The sequence below is a fragment of the Ferruginibacter sp. genome, from assembly GCF_031391665.1.
Taxonomy (GTDB): domain Bacteria; phylum Bacteroidota; class Bacteroidia; order Chitinophagales; family Chitinophagaceae; genus Ferruginibacter.
Genome location: NZ_JANMUN010000063.1, coordinates 1 through 21,593, shown reverse-complemented (window position 1 = coordinate 21,593; position 21,593 = coordinate 1). Strand labels below are relative to the sequence as shown.

The 21,593-nt window shown below is 36.8% G+C and carries 20 protein-coding genes; 9 read left to right on the top strand and 11 right to left on the bottom strand.

Going from position 1 to position 21,593, the window contains the following annotated elements; translation table 11 throughout:
* The 5 genes from ACY651_RS04770 to ACY651_RS04750 all read left to right on the top strand — a co-directional run.
* Positions 1 to 197: hypothetical protein (locus tag ACY651_RS04770; protein WP_462250243.1), on the top strand; the 197-nt coding region annotated here is incomplete at its 5' end.
* Positions 198 to 210: 13 nt separating this feature from the next.
* Positions 211 to 1,674, top strand: coding sequence for a phospho-sugar mutase (locus ACY651_RS04765; protein WP_462250241.1), 1,464 nt, complete (start codon positions 211 to 213; stop codon positions 1,672 to 1,674).
* Positions 1,675 to 1,731: 57 nt separating this feature from the next.
* Entirely contained in the window at positions 1,732 to 3,798 is a 2,067-nt protein-coding gene (locus ACY651_RS04760) for a carboxy terminal-processing peptidase (RefSeq protein ID WP_462250239.1), read from the top strand.
* Positions 3,799 to 4,061: 263 nt separating this feature from the next.
* The gene (locus tag ACY651_RS04755; RefSeq protein WP_462250237.1) at positions 4,062 to 5,090 is read left to right on the top strand and encodes an LIC11966 family surface protein; all 1,029 of its coding nucleotides are present in this window, start codon (positions 4,062 to 4,064) and stop codon (positions 5,088 to 5,090) included.
* Positions 5,091 to 5,234: 144 nt separating this feature from the next.
* On the top strand, positions 5,235 to 5,891 hold the full coding sequence (locus tag ACY651_RS04750; protein WP_462250235.1) for a protein-L-isoaspartate(D-aspartate) O-methyltransferase: 657 nt from the start codon (positions 5,235 to 5,237) through the stop codon (positions 5,889 to 5,891).
* Between the two features lie 5 nt (positions 5,892 to 5,896).
* Here ACY651_RS04750 and ACY651_RS04745 read toward each other — a convergent pair whose 3' ends face one another.
* The gene (locus tag ACY651_RS04745; RefSeq protein WP_462250233.1) at positions 5,897 to 6,118 is read right to left on the bottom strand and encodes a hypothetical protein; all 222 of its coding nucleotides are present in this window, start codon (positions 6,116 to 6,118) and stop codon (positions 5,897 to 5,899) included.
* 61 nt (positions 6,119 to 6,179) lie between these two features.
* Here ACY651_RS04745 and ACY651_RS04740 point away from each other — a divergent pair, with 61 nt between their 5' ends.
* A complete protein-coding gene (locus ACY651_RS04740; RefSeq protein WP_462250231.1) occupies positions 6,180 to 6,488 on the top strand; it encodes a hypothetical protein in 309 nt (102 codons plus the stop codon).
* Positions 6,485 to 7,282 carry a queuosine precursor transporter gene (locus ACY651_RS04735; RefSeq protein ID WP_462250229.1) on the top strand — a complete coding sequence of 266 codons (798 nt, stop codon included), beginning with the start codon at positions 6,485 to 6,487 and terminating at the stop codon, positions 7,280 to 7,282. The genes ACY651_RS04740 and ACY651_RS04735 overlap by 4 nt, the downstream gene beginning before the upstream one ends.
* Positions 7,283 to 7,334: 52 nt before the next feature.
* On the opposite strand, the gene ACY651_RS04730 is transcribed toward ACY651_RS04735, so the two are convergent.
* Entirely contained in the window at positions 7,335 to 7,904 is a 570-nt protein-coding gene (locus tag ACY651_RS04730; RefSeq protein ID WP_462250227.1) for a DNA alkylation repair protein, read from the bottom strand.
* A 277-nt stretch (positions 7,905 to 8,181) separates the two neighbouring features.
* Here ACY651_RS04730 and ACY651_RS04725 point away from each other — a divergent pair, with 277 nt between their 5' ends.
* Positions 8,182 to 11,160: a PKD domain-containing protein gene (locus ACY651_RS04725; protein ID WP_462250225.1), complete on the top strand. Its 2,979-nt coding sequence runs from the start codon at positions 8,182 to 8,184 to the stop codon at positions 11,158 to 11,160.
* A gap of 128 nt (positions 11,161 to 11,288) precedes the next feature.
* On the top strand, positions 11,289 to 13,652 hold the full coding sequence (locus tag ACY651_RS04720) for a PKD domain-containing protein (RefSeq protein WP_462250223.1): 2,364 nt from the start codon (positions 11,289 to 11,291) through the stop codon (positions 13,650 to 13,652).
* Between the two features lie 51 nt (positions 13,653 to 13,703).
* On the opposite strand, the gene ACY651_RS04715 is transcribed toward ACY651_RS04720, so the two are convergent.
* From ACY651_RS04715 to ACY651_RS04675, 9 genes are all read right to left on the bottom strand, one after another.
* Positions 13,704 to 14,474, bottom strand: a complete 771-nt coding sequence (locus ACY651_RS04715) for a sulfite exporter TauE/SafE family protein (protein WP_462250221.1) — start codon at positions 14,472 to 14,474, stop codon at positions 13,704 to 13,706.
* Positions 14,471 to 15,154 carry a YggS family pyridoxal phosphate-dependent enzyme gene (locus tag ACY651_RS04710; RefSeq protein ID WP_462250219.1) on the bottom strand — a complete coding sequence of 228 codons (684 nt, stop codon included), beginning with the start codon at positions 15,152 to 15,154 and terminating at the stop codon, positions 14,471 to 14,473. The genes ACY651_RS04715 and ACY651_RS04710 overlap by 4 nt, the downstream gene beginning before the upstream one ends.
* Positions 15,155 to 15,303: 149 nt before the next feature.
* Complete coding sequence (locus ACY651_RS04705) at positions 15,304 to 16,458, bottom strand: acyl-CoA dehydrogenase family protein (protein WP_462250217.1); 1,155 nt, start codon at positions 16,456 to 16,458, stop codon at positions 15,304 to 15,306.
* A gap of 70 nt (positions 16,459 to 16,528) precedes the next feature.
* Positions 16,529 to 16,984 carry an SsrA-binding protein SmpB gene (smpB, locus tag ACY651_RS04700; RefSeq protein ID WP_462250215.1) on the bottom strand — a complete coding sequence of 152 codons (456 nt, stop codon included), beginning with the start codon at positions 16,982 to 16,984 and terminating at the stop codon, positions 16,529 to 16,531.
* Positions 16,985 to 17,061: 77 nt separating this feature from the next.
* Positions 17,062 to 18,036 (bottom strand): lipid A deacylase LpxR family protein, encoded by a 975-nt coding sequence (locus ACY651_RS04695; RefSeq protein ID WP_462250213.1) that lies wholly within the window; start codon positions 18,034 to 18,036, stop codon positions 17,062 to 17,064.
* Between the two features lie 158 nt (positions 18,037 to 18,194).
* Positions 18,195 to 18,917, bottom strand: a complete 723-nt coding sequence (locus ACY651_RS04690) for a hypothetical protein (protein WP_462250211.1) — start codon at positions 18,915 to 18,917, stop codon at positions 18,195 to 18,197.
* Positions 18,918 to 19,157: 240 nt separating this feature from the next.
* On the bottom strand, positions 19,158 to 20,672 hold the full coding sequence (locus ACY651_RS04685) for a hypothetical protein (protein ID WP_462250209.1): 1,515 nt from the start codon (positions 20,670 to 20,672) through the stop codon (positions 19,158 to 19,160).
* Positions 20,673 to 21,000: 328 nt separating this feature from the next.
* Positions 21,001 to 21,390: a putative quinol monooxygenase gene (locus tag ACY651_RS04680; RefSeq protein WP_462250207.1), complete on the bottom strand. Its 390-nt coding sequence runs from the start codon at positions 21,388 to 21,390 to the stop codon at positions 21,001 to 21,003.
* A gap of 1 nt (position 21,391) precedes the next feature.
* Positions 21,392 to 21,593, bottom strand: a 202-nt coding sequence (locus ACY651_RS04675) for a hypothetical protein (RefSeq protein ID WP_462250205.1), incomplete at its 5' end; no start/stop codon positions are given.

Genomic DNA, 21,593 nt, shown 5'->3' with positions numbered 1-21,593 from the left:
TCAGGATCAGTCACTCCCTGAGCGAGGCGGTGATCCTGACAGGTGATTTTATCCATCGCGCCCCGAGGGTCGCCTACAATTCATTTTTCTCCGCTTTCGCCACATCGTCAATCGACGAGTTTGAGGCAGGTGTGGATTATCGGTTCGATCCTGTGTGGAGGACAGGGCTTTGCCAATTATTTAAAAAAATCTTTTAGTGGAGCAATAAGTGTGGCTATTGCACATGACTGCAGGAATAACGGCCGCTTTTTTGCTGAAACAACTGCAAATATTTTTGCTGCCAATGGTATAAAAGTGTATTTGTTTGAAGCCTTGCGCCCTACACCGGAATTAAGTTTTGCTATAAGGAAATTGGGCTGCCAGGCTGGTGTGGTACTTACGGCATCGCACAACCCAAAAGAATATAATGGGTATAAAGCGTATTGGGATGATGGCGCACAGTTAGTGCCGCCGCATGATAAAAATGTAATTACCGAAGTAGAAAAAATATTAAGTGTAGATGAAGTAAAATGGACTGGTGGCGAAGCAAATATTTTTGCATTGGGAAAAGATTTGGATAATGCTTACCTGGATATGGTGAAAACATTGTCGGTTTACCCTGATGTATGTGCTGCACAACACGATTTAAAAATTGTTTACACGCCAATACATGGCACGGGTATAACATTGGTGCCGGAGGTATTGCAGCGTTTTGGTTTTACCAATGTACATATTGTTACAGAGCAAGCCACTCCTGATGGTAATTTTCCTACAGTGGTGTATCCTAACCCCGAGGAAAAAGAAACCATGGGCATTGGGTTAAAAAAAGCAAAAGAATTGGATGCTGATATTTTATTAGGTACCGACCCTGACAGTGATCGTGTAGCCATTGGCGTAAAAAATAATAAAGGCGAATGGGTACTGATGAACGGTAATCAAACCGCAGTGCTGGCCTTTAATTATATGATTGAAGCAAGAAAAGCAAAAGGCATTGCACAGCCCAATGATATGGTGGTGAAAACTATTGTAACCACCGATATGATTGATGGTATTGCCAAAGTAAACAATATAAGCTGCTACAATGTACTTACCGGTTTTAAATGGATTGCTGCAATGATAAAAGAAAAAGAAGGTAAAGAAAATTATGTAATTGGCGGCGAAGAAAGTTTTGGGTTAATGATTGGAGACCAGGTGAGGGATAAAGATGCGATAAGTGCAGTGGCATTGCTTTGCGAAATGGCGGCTTACGAAAAAAATAAAGGTCGCAGTTTGTATGATAAGATGATTGACATGTACCTGCAGTATGGTTTGTACAAAGAAGATTTGGTAAGCATTACCAAAAAAGGCATGAATGGCGCAGCAGAAATTGCGGCGATGATGAAAGGCTACAGGGACAACCCTCCAACAATTTTAGATGGCGTTGCAGTAAATGAATTGTTAGATTACGAAATGCAAACCGGAAAAAATTTAACTACAGGTAAAAGCTGGGCAATTGATCTGCCAAAAAGTAATGTATTGCAATTTGTATTGGCAGATGGCAGCAAAATTTCTGCAAGGCCAAGTGGTACAGAGCCTAAAATAAAATTTTATTTTAGTGTGAAGGGAGAACTGAAAAGCATTGCTGAATTTGAAGCTGCAGAAAAAGCACTGGATGATAAAATTGCAAGAATTGTGAAGGAAATGGAGTTGAAATAAAAATATACAGGTGTCATGACGGTTTTAAACCGTCTGACACCTTAAATCAAACTGCTCATGAAAAAAATCTACACCCTCTTACTTATTTTATTGCCGGCGTTTGTTTTTTCTCAAACAGATCTTCGTGCCAAAACACTTACACTTCGCCGCTTTTTAGAGCAGCAACATTACAAGCCGGTACAATGGAACGATACTTCATCTGCCATGCTGTATAATAAATGGATGAAGCAACTGGATGATGAAAAATTTTTTTTTACGCAAAAAGAAATTACGGCTTTAGAAGTTTTTAAAAATAAATTAGACGAAGAATTGCTGGGTAAAGAATGGAATTTTTTCAATCAATCCGTTGCAGCATATAAATTACGTTTGCAAAAAACCGACAGTATTATAAAACTGCTTACAGCAAAACCTTTTGATTTTACCAAGCCCGATAATATAGTCTGGCCTTTTACCACTTATGCCGCAAACGAACAGGAAGCAGCGCAACGTTGGTTAAAATATTTAAAGTGGAGAACACTGAATCAAATTGCAGAAAAAATTTCGGACTCTACTGGTACTGATACAAAACTCCCTGTAAATTTTGCAAAATTAGAAATTGAAGCAAGAGAAAAGATACGCAGGAGAGAAGTAGCGTATCTCAATAATCTATTATCTGCACCGGCTGCATTCCTCAGTAATTTGCAGGATCAATATTTAGATAATATTGCCTGGTGTTACGATCCGCATACCAATTACATGAGTTTAAAAGTAAAAAAAGAATTTGATACAGAGTTAAGCGGAACCGAGTTTAGTGCCGGAATAGATTTACAGGAAGATGAAAAGGGAGATAAAACGATTACTTATTTACAACCTGGCGGCAGTGCCTGGCGCAGCGGGCAATTGCACAAAGGAGATGTAATTACAAATGTAAAAACAGACGGGAAGGAAAAAAATGTTGCCGATATTAGTGAAGAAGAATTAAGCAGTTATTTAAATGGCAACAGCGAAAGCGATGTGGAAATAACGGTTCGTACGCAGGCAGGCGAAACAAAAACTGCTACGCTGCACAAAGAAAAAGTGACCGATGATGAAGGCATTGTAAAAAGTTATGTGCTGCATGGCAAACAAAATATTGGTTACATTAATCTGCCCGGCTTTTACAGCAGGGATGATGAAACTGCAAAAGAAGATGATATAAAAGATGATGGTTGCGCCAACGATGTAAGCAAAGAAATTGTAAAACTAAAAAAAGATACCATTGCTGGATTAATATTAGACCTGCGTTTTAACGGCGGCGGCAGTATGTGGGAAGCGATGCAGCTTGCAGGGATTTTTATTGATATTGGCCCGGTGGCTTCGGTTAAAGATAAAACGGGTAAAATTAATTTTTTAAAAGATCCCAACAGGGGAACAATTTATGATGGGCCGCTGGTAGTTTTAATAAATGGCGCCAGTGCAAGTGCCAGCGAATTTGTAAGTGCAGTATTGCAGGATTATAACAGGGCATTAATTGTTGGCGGCACCACTTATGGTAAAGGAACGGCACAACAGGTGTTGCCTTTAGATACCAATAAAATAAACCCTCTTAAAAAATATGATGACTTTGTAAAAGTTACGATGAATAAATTTTACCGTGTTAACGGCAGCACTGCTCAATGGAAAGGCGTAGTGCCGGATATTAAACTCCCCGATTTATATGCAGGCGATGAGTACAAAGAAAAAAGTAATGTAAGCGCATTGCAACCGGATATGAGCAGGGCAGGAACGTTTGAATTGTTACCGGTTTTGCCTGTAGCAACTTTAGCAGCTAAAAGCAAACAGCGTGTTGATGCTGATAATTATTTTAAAAAAATTACTTCGTTTACCAGTTGGATGGAAAAGAATAAAAAAGAAAGAAACATTAATTTACAGTGGGCTGGGTATGCAGCGCAATACAGCGATGCAATGAAAATGTTTAAGCAATTTAAAGAAGATGAAAAAGATAAAAGCAGTATAAGCGTTACTAATAACGGTTTCGACTGGCAGCGTATTATGCAATCTACTGAGCGGAGTAAAGAAATAAACAACACTTATTTAAAGCAGCTTAAAAACGATGCTACGCTGCAAGAAACTTACAGGATTTTAATGGACTGGAATGGGAAGTAGTTGATTGGTTGATTGGAAAGTGTAAAATTAATCAATCGGAATTATTTAGAAATGGGATATTTTTTTGATAGCAGCTTTAGTTTTTCATGGCATCATCGTTGTGTCACTCACTTGTACGGAATACCTTTATTGAGCTTTAATCACAATTATTACAAAATAATAAATACCTCAAATAACTTTTAGGTATTTAAAAAATATCCTATCAATTATTATCTTCTTTACATAAATATATTTTATCTTCATCTAAACCAAAATTACCCAGTATGAAATATTTATTTACCCTTTTGTTTTTATTGTCATTTTCAGCTCTCACCCATGCACAGGATTTTGAAAACCCCGGCGATTACATGGGTTTCATCAGCAAGCAGCAGGAAAATGTTTCCAAAAAATTTATGAGTTATACCAGCGCTTCTGCTCATGGCAAAAAAGAAAAAAAGGTAGAAGCATTGCGTAATAAATTATTAGATGAAGTGCAGGAATCCCGGATGAACATTTCGGGTATGCCCGGTTATAAAACTGATAAAAGTTACCGTGACAGTGCAGTAAGTTTTATGAAGCTGTATTACAATGTGCTTAATGAAGATTACAGTAAAATAATAAACATGGAAGAAATTGCAGAGCAAAGTTACGATGCCATGGAAGCGTATTTAATGATGGAAGAAAAAGTAAGTGAAAAATTAAACGAAGGCAACGAAAGGATGAAAGCAGCACAAACTGCCTTTGCTTCAAAAAATAATGTAAAACTGATCAACAGCCAGAGTGAGCTTGGCGATATGATGCAGCAGGTACATGATATGAATTTGTATCATCACCAGATATACCTTATCTTTTTTAAACCCTATAAGCAGGAAGCTTATTTACTGGAAGCCATCGAAAAAAATAATATTACCGGTATAGAACAAAATAAAAATTCGTTATTAAAATATGCACAGGATGGGTTAACAAAATTAAACAGTATAAAACCTTTTAAAGGGGATAACAGTATAGCCGCCGCCTGTAAAACCATGCTTAATTTTTATGTAAAAGAAGTAAATGATAAAATGGGTACCGTAAGCGATTTCTTTTTAACCAAAGAGCGTTTTGCAACTATTAAAAAAGAATTTGAAAAAAAGAGCAACCCAACTAAAGAAGAAGTAGATGCTTACAACAAAGGTGTAAACGATATTAACAAAGCCAGCAATGCTTATAATCAAAATAACCAAACGCTTAACCAGCAAAGAACAGAAGCTTTAAATAACTGGAACAGTGCTATAAAAAGTTTTTTTGATAATCATACACCGCATTATAAATAAAAGAAAATAAATAAACATTGATGTCAGGATTTACTCCTGACATTTTTTTATCTTGCGTTCCAGGTGTCCGACGGTTTTAAACCGTCTTGACATTAAAACTGCTTAAATTATTTTACACTAAAAGCCCCTTCAGGGGTTTGGGGCATGAGAAAATACGAAGACACTTACCGCCATAAAGGCCTGCGAAAAAAATTAATTGATATACTCAGGGATAAAGGCATTACTGATAACAATGTGCTGGATGCAATTAATAATATTCCCCGCCATTTTTTTTTAGACAGTGCTTTTGATGAAATTGCTTACGAAGACAGGGCTTTCCCCATCAGCGACGGGCAAACTATTTCGCAACCTTACACCGTAGCTTATCAAACGCAATTACTGCAGTTAAAACCAGGCGATAAAATTTTAGAAATAGGTACAGGAAGTATTTACCAGGCATCGGTATTGGCCGAAATGGGTACCAAGGTTTTTACTATCGAAAGACAAAAAAATCTTTTTGAAAAAACCAAGCAGTTTATTTTTAAAACTAAATACCCTAATCTTAAATTTTTTTATGGCGATGGTTTTGAAGGCTTACCCACTTATGCACCTTTTGATAAAGTAATAATAACTGCTGCTGCACCATTTGTGCCGCCTAAATTAATTGAGCAGTTAAAAACCGGTGGCAAAATGATAGTACCTGTAGATGAAGGCTCGTTGCAGCGGATGCTTCGCTTAACAAAAAATGCTGATGGCAGTTATGAAGAAGAAGTATTTCAAAATTTTTCTTTTGTGCCGATGCTGAGCGGAAGGAATGGATAAAACAATTATTTTAAACTTAATTGTGCATAATTGGGATGCTCTGGATTAACAATTAGTTCCTGTCTTCTTGGGTGTATCAAAACATCCATCTCCTCCATTGGGATGGCACCTAATAAGGGCTCATTATCACCTTGCAAAACCATAGCACTGCATATTGCGGTACGGTTTTTAAATTTTACATGAATAGGCCCAACAACATCATATTCTTGTACGCTGCCGTCAGCCATAATGGCTTTTCTTTTTTCTATAAACTAAAGCCAGCCTCGGTCCAAAACAATATATTTGCTTATGCGTTTCTTTGCCAAAATTGTTTTTATTTGTAACCTTTGTTTTGTCGCATCTGTAATTTTACGTTTTGTCGAAAAAAAATATGCAGCAAAAGGCATTACAGATCACGCCATACCATTACCATTTTTAGAAGGAACCATTGCGGTGCTGGGAGAACTGGCTATGATCATCAATATTTTTTTTTGCGTCATTGCACTAATTTTAATACTGATGAAAAAAATTAAACAAATCCCTTTGTGGATTGTTATTTTTAATTTTATTATTTTACTGGCACAGGTATATTGGTTTTTTATAGACAACAGCAAATGATACATAGCATACTTAAAGATAAAAGCACAAAACTCTTTATTATACTGGGTGGTATTTTCATTGCCAGTGCTTTAATTGCAGAGGTAATTGGTGTAAAAATATTTTCGCTGGAAGATACGCTGGGTATTAAACGGGCCAACATAAATTTGTTTGGCAGCCCGTTTAGTTTTCATCTTACTGCGGGTGTATTATTATGGCCTGTAGTTTTTATAATGACGGACATTATTAATGAATATTATGGCAGGCGGGGTGTAAAGTTTTTATCCTACCTCACCATTGGTTTAATAAGTTATGCGTTTTTAATTTTTACCGGGGCTATTAATTTAGCACCATCCGAATATTTTTCTGTTGGTAATGGAATTGATAAACCTGACAATGCATTTCGTGGCATTTTTGGTCAGGGCATGTGGATTATTATTGGTTCAATGGTGGCATTTTTAATTGGCCAGGTATTGGATGTATTGGTTTTTCACCGCATTAAAAAACTAACCGGCGAAAAAAGTATTTGGCTAAGGGCAACAGGCTCTACATTAGTCTCTCAACTGGTAGATAGTTTTGTAGTGTTGTTTATTGCATTTTATATTGGCAAACGCATTCAGACAAACCAGGGCGAGCCGTGGAGTTTACACCAGGTTTTGGTAACTGGCACCGGCAATTATATTTACAAATTTGTAGTGGCAATAGTTTTAACTCCGGTAATCTATCTTATACATGGCTGGATAGAAAAATACCTCGGTAAAAAACTTGCAAACGAAATGAAAGATGCTGCGATGAATGCTCCATCACAAATTTAAAATTCATAAATTGTGTAAGGTTTCAAACTTTTATGTTACCTGAATAGGTTTATCATTTACCTTTTGCAAAATTTTTATTGATCCACACCACTGCTTTTTTTACATAATATTCTTCATCATTTTCCAGCGGCTTAATTAATTTTTTTATTTCGGCATGCAGTGTTTTATCCCTGGTGTACCATTCTACCAGCACAAGGCTAAGCCTGCGTTCCCAAAAGTTTGCAGAGCGGTTATGTTTTTTTGCCAGTGCAAAAATTTCTTTTTGATGTGTTTTTAAAATCGTTTGCAAACTCTGCATTCCAACTGTATCGCAAACAGCCCAGTTATTAATGCCAGGTGCAAAATATTTTATTAGCTGTAAAGACTTATCCGCATCTTTTTTAGCGATCTTCTGCAAAATTTTTGCGGCTAAAAGTTTTTCTTCATAAGCGCCTGCATCCCACAAATCTTTTATTAAATTAAAACCTCCTGCCTTAAATTGTTTTGACAATTCATTAAGTACTGGATTGCTAACGCCATAAATTTTGGTTATGCCCGGCACAAATTTTTTTTGTGAAACCAAAACTTCAGGTGTGCTTTTTTCTTCAAGTATTTTTTGTATTGTTTTTAAATCTGTGGCCATACAATGACTATTTTTTAATAATGTCTTACATAAATTTAAACGCTAAAAATTAGGTAGAAGCTGTCTTTTTTTACGGGGTAGCAGAATCATCAGAAAACTGGTTCTGGTTTTCAATCTCCTAATTAATTTATTTATCACTCAAAAGTATTGCTGATACAATATTATTTCAGGTATAAGGCTTTGATGTACAATCTGCAATACCAGCTGGTTTAAAAGGCTTTTTTTGTTAAATTTTTTAACTTATCTTCATACTTAATTGTACCAACCATAACTACGCATGAAGCACTTCTACCAGTATAACTGCTTAGCAGCAGGTAAAAATATTTTCCGTTCCATAACAGTCTGTTTTATTATTTGTTTACAAAATTTATCTGTAACGGCACAATGCCCTCCAAATATTGATTTTGAAATGGGGGATTTTACAGGGTGGCAATGTTATGTAGGTTCATTCAATGGAGGAACAGTCATTCCTTTATCTTCTCTTACACCATCTCCACCAACAGCAACACGGCATGAAATGTTAGCTGCGGTTCCGGGAAATGGCCGTGATTTTTATGGGAATTTTCCTCAAAATTGCCCCAACGGGAGTGGCTATTCAATTAAATTAGGAAACAATCAAACGGGCAGGGGTGCAGAAGCCGTTTCTTATACTTTTACAATACCGGCTACTCAAAGCAGGTTTAGTTTAATTTACAGTTATGCAATGGTGCTTAATGATGGAGGATCGGGCCACGATAACAGCAGCCAGCCAAGGATGCAGGTAACTATTGATAATATTACAGATGGTACACCTTTGCCATGTCCACTGGATCCGTTTGTAGTGGGCAGCAGCTTACAGGGTTTTTTAACTTCAGGAACCCCTGGCCCGGGCAACTCACCAGTCTTATATAGAAATTGGGTTTCTTCGTCCATTAACCTAGATAATTTAGCTGGAAAGACAATCAGGATTGCTTTTATTACTGCCGATTGTTCACTCGGCGGGCATTTTGGTTATGCCTATGTTGATGTTAATCCGCAATGCAGCAGCTCATTCGTTGGTGCCACATTTTGCCCCGATGATACTGCGGTAATTATAAGTGCACCTCCGGGTTACGAAACCTACACCTGGTACGATGGGTTAATGGCAGGTGTAATTGGCACGGGCCAAACATTAACGCTTAATCCACCACCTTTAGCCGGCGATTCAGTAAATGTTGTACTAACTCCCTTTACAGGTTATGGTTGTGCAACTACCTTAACTGCAATTTTATGGGATACTTTAACCATTAATGCCAACGCCGGACCCGATAGAGAAACCTGTGATAATAATCCGGTTCAGTTAGGCGGGCCGCCAATACCCGGACTGGTTTACAGATGGACACCTGCAACGGGACTAAGCGATCCTAATATTTCTAACCCCATGGCAACTCCATTGGTAAGCACTCCTTATACACTAACGGTAACCAATAGTGGCGGAGGCTGCGCCACACAGGATTTTGTAAATGTTGATGTAGATATTTTAAGTGATTCGATTGAATTAATAGGTGTAGCCAGTTACTGTACCGGCAGCGGCCAGTCGGCAGCGTTAAAAGTATTACCGCATGATAATATACAGTGGTACAGAAATAATGTGGTAATACCCGGCGCTACAAAAATGCTTTTAAATATTACACAAACAGGTGCGTATCATGCTGTGGTATCCAGTTCAGCAGGCTGCAACCGCACTACGGTTGTAAAACAGATTGATATTTGGGAAACACCGGTTGCAAATTTTACACCCAATGCAATAATGCAATGTTTTGCAGGCAATCAATTTATATTTACCAACAACAGCACATTAACCACAGGCTTTTTACAATATGCCTGGGATTTAGGCGATGGCACTACCACCAATACAACTAATGTTACACACAGTTATGGTAAAGAAGGAACTTATAAAGTAAAACTTTTAGCAACGGCACCCGGTGGATGTGCAGACAGTACCAGTTTTGATGTAGTGGTAAATGCAAGCCCCACAGCTGCTTTTGCAGTAGATGTGCCCGAGCAGTGTTTTAAAAATAACTGGTTTGTGTTTACTAATAAAAGTACCGTGTCATCAGGCATATTAACTTATACCTGGGATTTTGGAGATGGCAATTTTGATAACTCCAACGATATTGCCCACCATTTTGCCACGCCAGATACATTTACTGTAAAACTTACTGCGAGAGAAACAAATGGCGGATGCAGTTACGATAGTTCTTTTACAGTAATAGCACATCAAAGTCCGGTAACCAATTTTATAATTGATAACGACACACAGTGTTTTCCCGGCCACCAGTTTGTATTAACAAATGGTACAACCATTTTATCTGATACATTGCTCTACACCTGGAGCATGGGGGATGGCATAACTAAAACTGCGAAAGATTTTACTTACAGTTATGCAAAAGATGGCCGGTACATCATTCAGTTAATTGCTAATACAACTTTTGGGTGCAAAGACAGTGCTACCCGTAATGTAACGGTGCACCCTACACCAACAGCCAATTTTTCGGTACAGCCGGTTTGCGAAAATTTACGTGTGCCGGTAATAAACAGAACGTTTAACAACACCGCATCCACCATAAATTATTTGTGGGATTTTGGTAATGGGTATTTAGATAATGCGATGACCCCTAATTACAGTTACCCTGTTGGTGGAAAATATACGGTAAGATTAACAGTAAGCACTGTGCAATGCCCAATATCATTCAATACAAAATCAATTGATGTTGACATTGAAAATGTAAGGCCCGGTATAGTTTATGCTGATAGAGATGCGGCATTTAATTATCCCGAACAATTGCAGGCAAGACAGTTTGGTAGCAGTGTTACATGGACGCCGGCAACAAATTTAAATAACCGCTTTAGCTTTACACCAATTTTTAATGGCATTACACCACAGCTTTATACCATACAAATTAAAACAGCCAATGGATGTTTAACGGTGGATACGCAATTGGTAAAAACGCATAAGAAGATTGATATTTATGTGCCTACAGGATTTACACCCAATGGTAATGGTGTTAACGACAGGTTGAGGCCGGTGTTAGTTGGTTTTAGCAAAGTAAATTACTTTAGAATTTATAACCGCTGGGGTAAATTGTTATTTAGTATGAATAGCGACCAGCCGGGTTGGGATGGGAAAGTAAATAATAAACCAGCAGAAATGCAAACGGTGGTATGGATGATTGAGGCAGTAGATGTAGATGGCAAAGTGCATAACCGGCAGGGAACAACAGTGGTAATACGGTAATAATTGTAGAAATTGATTTGACAATTGCAGAGAAGATGACGAAAAGAAAAAAAATATTTTTTAGAGTTAAGAAGTTAAGCTTTTGCTTTAATTTATATTTTTTAATAGCTTTATTTTTAGTGACTGCAATGTCAAAAAATTCAGTTGCACAATGCCCGGATAATATAGATTTTGAACAGGGAAATTTTAATTTATGGAATTGTTCGGCAGGTTCAGTTGAACTTAATACGGGTGTGGTTTCATTAAATCCTTCTTCTCCCATTGCTAACAGGCACACCATTTTATCTGCATTATCCGGAAATACTGTTGACTATTGGGGTGGATTTCCTCAGAACTGCCCTAATGGAAGTGGAAATTCTATTAGGTTGGGCAATGGTTTAGGTGGACGGGGGGCCGAAAGGGTTTCTTATACATTTACCATTCCTGCTACGCAAAATACTTTTAGTTTAATTTATAACTACGCAATTGTTTTACAGGATTTTGGGCATACGGCTGCCCAGCAACCAAGGTTAACTATTGAAGTATTAAATTTAACGGATAACATACCAGATCCATGTTCTTCTTTTGATTTTGTGGTAGATGCAAATTTGCCTGGTTTTTTCGACTCACCTGAGAGTCCACCAACGCTTCCGGTAAGATGCAAAAATTGGTCTGCAGCATCAATTCACTTAGATGGTAAAGCGGGTAAAACAATTCAAATATCATTTACAACTTCGGATTGTTCGCAGGGGGCACATTTTGGTTATGCATACATTGATATTAATGCACAATGCGGCAGTTCATTTGTTGGAGCAACATTTTGCCCCAATGATACTTTAGTAAGCATAACAGCTCCATTCGGTTATCAAAGTTATAAATGGTTTAATAACAGCAACCAGGTGCTGGGAACAATGCAAACACTTACTTTAAATCCACCACCTCCATCAGGTACCACTGTTTCGGTTGAATTAACACCCTATGATGGCTATGGATGTGTAAGTACCCTCGTTGCAAGTTTGTGGGATACCCTAACTGTAAAAGCAAATGCAGGACCGGATAATTGTGATATCTTTCCTGTTCAAATAGGCGAACCTCCACAGCCCGGCCTGATTTATAAGTGGACGCCTGCTGCCGGTTTAAGCAACCCTGATATCTCTAATCCAATTGCTTCTCCTTTGGTAAATACAGTTTACAGACTAACCGTATCAAGTAACGGCGGCGGGTGTGTTGCAACTGATGATGTAAATGTCAGTACAAATATAATAAGCGATTCTATTGAGCTTATTGGTACGGCATCAATTTGTAAAGGCAGCGGGCAATTTGCAACGTTAAAGGTATTACCTGCAGACAGGATTCAATGGTATAAAGATAATATTGCCATTGCAGGGGCCAATCAAACAATATTCGATGTTAACCAAACAGGTGCATATTATGCAGTATTATTTAATCTTAGCGGCTGTTCACTTACCACCGTTGTTAAACAAATAAATATCTACGATTCCCCTGCGGCAGATTTTACTCTTAATCTGGTCAGTCAATGTTTTCAGGGCAATCAATTTATCTTTACTAATAGCAGCACAACAACTTCCGGTGCCCTGCAATATTTTTGGAATTTAGGAGATGGTACTAAACTCACAACAACAGATGTTACGTATAACTATGCAGCAGCTGGTAATTATACAGTAAAATTATTGGTAGATGGTTTAGGCGGATGTAAAGACAGTGTTAGCAGAGATATTGAAATTATTCGAACACCGAATGCTGATTTTGCTGTGCAAACCATTTGCGAAAATTTACCTGTTCCTTTGATCAATACTACTTTTAATAATACCGCATCTACTATAAATTATTTTTGGGATTTTGGTAATGGTCATGTTGACAATGTTAAAACTCCCGTGTACAGTTACCCCTTACCGGGAACTTATACCATTAAATTAACGGTTAGCACGGCACAATGCCCGGTAGCTTTTAATACAAAAGCAATTGATGTTATTATTGAAGATCAGTTGCCGGGGATAGTTTATCCTGATAAAGATGCTGCATTTAATTTTCCTGAGCCATTACAGGCAAGAGCTTTTGGTAAGAGTGTTACATGGACACCTGCAATAAGTTTAAACAACCGATTTAGTTTTACACCCAAGTTTAAAGGCATTACGCCTCAATTATATACAATTGAAATTAAAACTGCCGCAGGTTGTGTAACGGTAGATACGCAATTGGTAAAAACGCATAAAAAAATCGAGATCTATGTGCCTGCTGCATTTACACCTGATAACAACGGTTTAAACGACAGGTTGCGCCCTGTTTTAATTGGTTTTAGTAAGGTGAATTATTTTAGAATTTTTAATCGCTGGGGGCAGTTATTGTTTACAATGAATAGCGACGAGCCCGGTTGGGATGGAAAAATAAAAAATGTGCCGGCAGATATTCAAACGGTAGTATGGATGCTTGAAGCTGTAGATGTGGATGGCAAAATACACAACCGCCAGGGTACAACAGTATTGTACAGGTAAAATAATTAAAAAATATTCCGGCTGCGTTTCTAAGCAAACGCAGTTTTTTATTTAAACTTTTCTGAAAAATATATCATACCCAAAGCGTATAATGGTGCCGGCAACCACAATAAGAAAAAAAATACGGATAAATTTATTCCCTTTTAAAATGGCCAGCCTTGCACCTAACAGCGAACCTGCAAAATTAAAAACCGCCATGGGGATAGCGTACTCATACAAAATATTTGCACTGCCACTAAAGTATACTATAGAACCAATATTGGTAGATACATTTAATAATTTAGAATGGGCGCTGGCCCTTAAAAAATCGAACCCTAAAGCACTTATAAAAAACAATACCATAAAACTACCTGCACCCGGGCCAATAAAGCCATCATAAAAACCAATAACTATAGCAAATAATAAGCAGTAAATAATTTTGTTGTTTTTAGTAAGAGATGTTTTTACTGATTGCCCAAAATCTTTTTTAGTGTAAGTATAAATGGCTACCAGTATAAGTACCACAAACAAAATTGGTTTCATAAAAGTATTGCTTACAACTGCTACAGTTTTTGAACCTGCATAAGCGGCCGCTAATGCAATGCTGCACATCATCAACAGTAACTTCCAGTTAATTTTTACTTTTAAACTGTATTGCACAGCTGCAATGGCTGCGCCAAAAAAAGAAGGGATTTTTGTGGTACCTAAAATGGTTGCTAATGGATATTGCGGTAAGGTTACTAAAGTTGCAGGTGTTTGTACCAATCCGCCACCACCAACAATAGCATCAATAAAACCTGCAGCAAATGCAGCTATGCAAAGAATAATTATTTCGTAGGTCATTTGGCAGGGTAATTTCTTTCGCCAAATAATAAACTGCCAATGCGTAACATATTACTGCCTTCTTCAATTGCAATTTTATAATCACTGCTCATGCCCATACTTAGGGTTAAAAGTTGAAAGTTAAAGGTTGAAGACTGAACATACTTATCGAAAAGTTTTTTTAAATTATTAAATTCACTTCTTACTAAATCCATATCCTCCGAAAAAGAAGCCATGCCCATTAAGCCGGTAATGTTTATATTTTTTAATTGGTGTACTGAGCTTGTCGATGTATCGTGTAATTGGTTTAATTCGTGTTCATCAAAACCAAATTTAGTTTCTTCTTTGGCAATATGTATTTGCAGTAAACAGTTTATAACACGGTTGTTTTTTAAACCTTGTTTATTTATTTCTTTCAATAAATTAAAACTGTCCACACCATGTATTAAATGCACAAACGGTGCAATGTATTTTACTTTATTACTTTGCAGGTGGCCAATAAAATGCCAGCGTATATCTTTAGGTAACTGTTCGTATTTTTCTGCAAGTTCCTGTACATAGTTTTCTCCAAAATCTCTTTGGCCTAAATTGTACAAGGCTCGTATATCCTCAATGGATTTAGTTTTAGAAACGGCTACCAATATTACTTTACCATTAAGTTCTTCTAAAATGGCTTTATATTTTTCTGTGTTGATACTCATCTTTATTTTTACGCTACGCTTCAAAGTTATTAAAATCGATAAAGCCAATCTAAATAAAAAATGTGCAAACGAACTGTCATTCATCTGCACATCTTCGTAACTATCTTCTCCATTTCCCTCCCCCCTTGGGGAGGATAGGAGGGGCTGGACTACTTCAATATACTCCTGCTAATCACAATCCTTTGTACTTCGCTGGTGCCTTCATATATCTGTGTAATTTTTGCATCCCTCATCATACGCTCTACATGATATTCTTTTACAAAACCATAACCACCGTGAATTTGAACGGCTTCCGTTGCCGTCCACATAGCTGTTTCACTTGCAAAAACTTTTGCCATGCTGCCGCTTAAAGTATAATCTAATTTTTCATCTTTTTCCCAGGCGGCTTTTAAACAAAGCATCCTGGCACATTCAATTTTAGTAGCCATATCGGCCAGTTTAAATTGAATGATCTGGTGGTGCATAATTTCTTTACCAAATGCTTTACGTTGTTTGCTGTAGGCTAAAGATCTTTCATAAGCGCCGCTTGCAATGCCCAATGCCTGCGATGCAATTCCAATTCTTCCGCCTGCTAAAGTTTTCATGGCGAATTTAAAACCAAAGCCATCTTCGCCAATGCGGTTTTCTTTAGGCACTTTTACATCATTAAATAAAATGCTGTGTGTATCACTTCCCCTTATGCCTAATTTATTTTCTTTGGCACCAACGGTTACGCCTGGCCAGTTTTTTTCTACAATAAATGCATTAATGCCCCGGCTGCCTTTGCTGATATCCGTTTGTGCAATTACCAAATACACCGAAGCTGTATTGCCATTGGTGATCCAGTTTTTAGTACCGTTCAGTAAATAATAGTCCCCTTTATCTTCGGCTGTAGTTTGTTGCGATGTAGCGTCGCTTCCAGCTTCGGGTTCGCTCAGTAAAAATGCACCAATATGCAATTCGCCATCTTTTTTTCCCTGCGCCAGCGGCGTTAAATATTTTTTCTTTTGTGCTTCGTTGCCATATTCCTGCAGGCCATAACAAACCAGACTGTTATTTACGCTCATGCAAACACTAACGCTGGCATCTACTTTACTAATTTCTTCCATTGCCAAAACATAGCTCACGGTATCCATACCGCTGCCGCCATATTCTGGTTTTACCATCATGCCCATAAAACCAAGGTCGGCCAATTTTTCTATTTGTTCTTTCGGAAATTTTTGCAGATCATCCCGTTCAATAACACCAGGCAGGCATTCGTTTATGGCAAAATCTTTTGCCGCCTGTTTTATCATTAACTGTTCTTCTGTAAATTGAAAATCCATATGCAGTCGTTTTAGTTTGGTGCAAAAATAAGGTCTTGAGGCTGTGATTGTAAATATTGTGGAGTAAATTTTATATGCCGTATTTTCGCTTTATATCCCGGTCGTTTTCTCTTTCTTTAATGCTTTCCCTCTTGTCGTATAATTTTTTGCCTTTACCCAGGCCGATCTCCATTTTAAAAAAACCTTTTTCGGTTAAAAATATTTTTAAGGGAATAATAGAATAGCCTTTCTCTTTTATTTTGCCTTCTAATTTTTGCAGTTCCCGTTTGTTTAGCAGCAGCTTTCTTTCCTGCATGGGCTCGTGGTTGGTATAGGTGCCAAATGAATATTCGGAAATGTGCAGGCTTTTTACAAACAGTTCGCCATTATGAAAAATGCAGTAGCTATCGTTAAAACTTGCTTTGCCTGCCCGTAAACTTTTTATTTCGGTGCCGCCAAGTACAAGCCCGGCTATATAAGTTGTTTCAAAAAAATATTCGTGATATGCCTTGCGGTTACTTATTTCCAATGCTTTTAATTTTGGCAAAGGTAAATAGTAAATTGGTTAATTGACTGCTGGATAATTATGTGCATTTAATTGTTGAAAAGGTTGGCAAACCTATGTTACAAAGCAAAACCAACACTTACGCCGCCCCAGCGGTGGTATTTGCCGGTACGGAATTCTTTTGTAAGAATGGATTGTGTATAGGAAAGGTACAGTTTTTTAAAATTCACAATAATACCTGCATCGGCCTGAAAAGTTATTCTATTAACGTCGCCGGCAGCAATGGTGTAAGGATTTTTTCTTGTAAATAATCCACCCTGCATGCTGGCATCGTAACCAATAAAATTTACCCGGTTTTGTGCGTAAAAATAATATTCCGCTTTTCTTTTTTTATAACTTACTGGTAAAAACCTTTTGTTAAACCTGCCGGCCATAAAATTAAAACCGCCACTAAGTTTATTGTTGAGTGTGCCTGCCCTTCCTTCTGCAGTTGCATTCAGTAAAAAATTATTACCGGCACTCACCAATTGTTTTTCGTAATTAATTTGATAATTAATTATGATGTCGTTTTTTGTTTGGTACTGCCAGCCATGCGGCAAAGGATTTTTTAACCAGCGGTGGATATTATCCTGAATTTGATAACCCAATGCATAAGGCCCCATTATTCCAATACTGAATGCCGTGGATATTTGCTGCTGGCGCACTTCATCTACCTGTATTAAAAATGTTTTTAAAGATATGTTGGCGTTAAAAGGCCTGTCGCCATATAAAATACTGTCGCTTAAAATACTGGTAGGGGTGTAGCCAAATAAATTAAATGTAACGCCATATTGTGGTGCACTTTTGTATGGCTTCCATAATAATTTTGCCAGAGGAAATTTTTTTATTAAAGGATGCACATAATCCAGCGTAATGCCCTGGGTATAATATTCATCTGTTTTGGTAAAGTAATCGTTATCGTAATGAAAACGAAAATAACTGTTGTGATTGATTTTTCTAAAGGTAGCACTGTTATCAATTAATTGTGCTTTTGCAATTGCAGCACTATTCACTAATAAAAAAATAATAAAAATATTTAAAAGTAATTTTTTCACAGAGAGATATACGGGAAAAGGTAGCGGGTAGATGTGAGCGGTGATTTAAATTTACAATTTTTGTGTAAACCTATTTCAGTACGAGACAGTACTTAGCTGATGTTTGCTTGTCAAGCCACACTTGAGCAAAACCCCATGTTAGCTGAAGTATTAAATTGTCAGAAGGTGATGTTAATATTATTTACTCCTTGATGCAATACCACAGTGTCACGATGCGACTTTTGTAGACCGTTTCTGTAATATCTCCATTCAATGTCAGCTTTTTTGAAAAAAGTATATGAAAACTCGTTTGTTATTGTCCGATTTGCTAGTCCAATTTGTCCTTTAAGAGATGGAATTGAATATTGTGGACTAAACTGGGCATCTAAAAAGGTTACGTTTTGAAAAACTGTATCATTACTAAATACTGGAGACAATTTTTGCATATTAATAACCAACAAAGACCTCTTGTCTAAATAAACTGTGTCGGTATTTGTATCATCTGAACCCCACAATGGACTTTTGGAGCTAACTCGAATTAAGGTGTCAACTTTAGTAAAAAAACGTGGGAACGTATACATGCCTTCTAAAAATTGCGGTGTAAACTGAGCAGAGAAGTGTCCAAGTCCATTTGTGGTAATTGAATCGTCTGTGATGTAATTTATAGCTGGAATTGATGTCGTTATTGTATCTGCAAATCTTATGTCCCATGGGTCAGAAAAAAAATGAAGTCTAAACCCTCCAGAAACTATATGAATTGTCAATCCAGGAATTGGCTGTCTGGTAGCATAGTCTACAACTATCGCATTAAGTGTTACAGAAGAATTATTCTCCGAATTTTTCTTACATGATAAAAATACAAGGCTTATTAAAAAAATAAGTTTGAACCAAGAGTTTTGCATATTGTTAAATTAAAATTTGGGTGCGAAAATATTTCAGCTAACGGGCAGGTATTTGCGAAGGCTGGGAAATAGTTATTCGTCCGCCTGGCTACCTGAAGCTAAATTTATAAATAAAAGTTGATGATTTGCACATAGCTAAATTAATAACGTCCTGCCCGATATGAAGCCAAATTGAAAACTAAAGTTGAAACACGGCTTCCGTCAGCCCAGCTTTTGCAAATACCAATGTTGTGTGAAGTTCTATTTCGGAATCTTCTGTCCATTTAAGTCAAATAAAACACACGGATATTGCATATATTCTTTGTCGCCAAATCCTTTGTAATTAAAGTTTAATACTTTATTACCATCCATTAAATAAAGTAAAACTCTATTGTCAGGAAGTAAAAACCATACTGAACTATTATTTTCTGCATTGCGTATTTCGCAGAAAATGGCTTTTTCGATATAGCTTTTGTCAAACCGAAAGTTGCAGCCACAGTCATTTTGCTGTGATGTTTTGATTGATTGATTGATGTCGAAACTTGGCTTGATATTATTTTTCTCGTAAAATTTTAAACTTTCTACCCATTTATCGTGCCTTGCCCAGCTTGTTGGGTTTTTGTTTACGCTTTCAATATTATAATCGTTAATTCCTTTGTTATTAAAATAGTAAATGTCAAGCCTGGAATTTGAATTCGCTTTTAGATAGTCTGATATAAACTTTATTGACTGAACTCTGCTAATATATTCGGCGTAGTCTTTTTTAATGCTATCTCTGGTGTAAATTGTATTGCCACTCTTTGAAGCTAAAAAGACAAGGTTTACGTTGTCATACATCAATTTGTTTTTAAGAACAATCTTCATTGTTTTTGGCTCATTCCAAATATACCTTCCTCTACCATACAGTTCTTCAAAAGAGACAACTTTGAAATCACTATTTAATTCGTCAATTTCCTTTTGATATGAGTAGGCAGACAACTTGTACAATGACTGCATATAATTGTCTATAATTTTGTTCACCAAATATTTTTGCAACTTGTCTCCTTTGAGAGGTGCTTTTAATTTTTCTTTGGTTGAAAGAATGTCTTTGAGCTTTGTTTCAATATTAAAATTATAAAGTGTGTCGCCCAATTGATTTGTCCAAGGCATTTTATAGCCCCAAACATATTTTCTTGATTTTACTTCATTAGAGATTACCCCTTTGCTATAAAACTTTATTATGAACTCATTTTTATAACTGCTGTGCATTGTATAATTTCCGCCTATTGATAGAAAGTCATTCAATTCTTCTTTGTTGATTGATAAATCTGTAAGTTTCTTAAAAATGAATTCCTTTTGTTGTTCGTTCCAATCAATTCGTTCTCTGTCTGAATACAGAGTTAGTAAATCTGCAGGATTATTTTTTATCCAATTAGTGTCAAGTTCATATTTAGCAAGAGAATTGTCTGCGTTACTTGGTTTTGTCAACTCTGCAAGTAAGTTAAGAATTTTTGATTTGGCTATTCTGTCACCATTTAGTAAATATCTGTTTCCGTCAAGAATAATTGAGTAGTTGTCTGTACGGTAAATATTGTCGCTGCCATCAAATTTGTTAACGTATGTGTTATATGTTATGGCGACACTGTCGGGCAAAGTCTGTCCGACAGCGGAAAGTGATTTTAATAATAGTATGATTGTTAGTATTCGCAAGGTCTCAAAGAATTTCACACAACTCAAATATATGCGAAAGTTATTTCCTTTCAAAATTTCAAAACCAACTAAAATTATTGCTTTCAAATTGTTTTCAATCTTAGCTATAGTAAAACGTAAATAAAGATTCGCTGCAATCCTCAAGCTTAACAATCATAAATTATTCCTTAAAACAAAACAGTTTCCTATGCCCCTTTATTTGCAACAAATAATAATTTACTGCACCCTAAAACTAAGCGGAGATATTAGCGAAGGGTTCGTGGAGACACGAACCAAGGCAGTGTTGCCCCTACCTCTCCTTTATTTACAAAAAATAATAATTTACCGCATCACAAAAACTAAGCGGAGATAATAACGAAGATATTAGCGAAAGATTCGTGAAGACACGAACCAAGGCAGTGAGTTTTTCTTTTGGTCATTGCTTCATTTTCCGAAATATTTCAACCATTGTCGGTGAGTCTATGTTGTCCATGTCTAAAAGTTTCAAAGACTTAACCATTTTAAGAGTACTTGTTTTATACTTTTGAAAATGAGGTGTTTTTAAATGTGCCTCATAAGCTTTTCGATTGGCATAAATTTCTAAAATACGAATCTGCGTTGGGTTTTCTTTTTGATACAATGGATAAATTGCGATAACGCCTGCTTCTAATTGAACTGATGCTCTTGATTCTTCTTGAAGGATAGCATTATATTCTTTGAGATAGTTTGTATCAATCTCAATTTCTGATATACGAATCATCATGTCTTTTGTTTGAGCAGAAGCGTTGTTAAATGCGAAAATAAAAAAAGCTAACAGATATTTCATGTTAATTGAATTTTGGAAATGAACTATTTTTTAAGCGTTTAAGAACAAATGGCTCTCCGGGTGCTAATACTTTGATTCGTTCAGGATTAACAACTACATCATATAGTTTTTTTGGGTCTCCATTAAATGGGGCAAAGTCTGGCGAATCTACCGAACCCCAATGACAAAGTAGAAGCAATGCGTTAGGATATGCGTTTGCAATT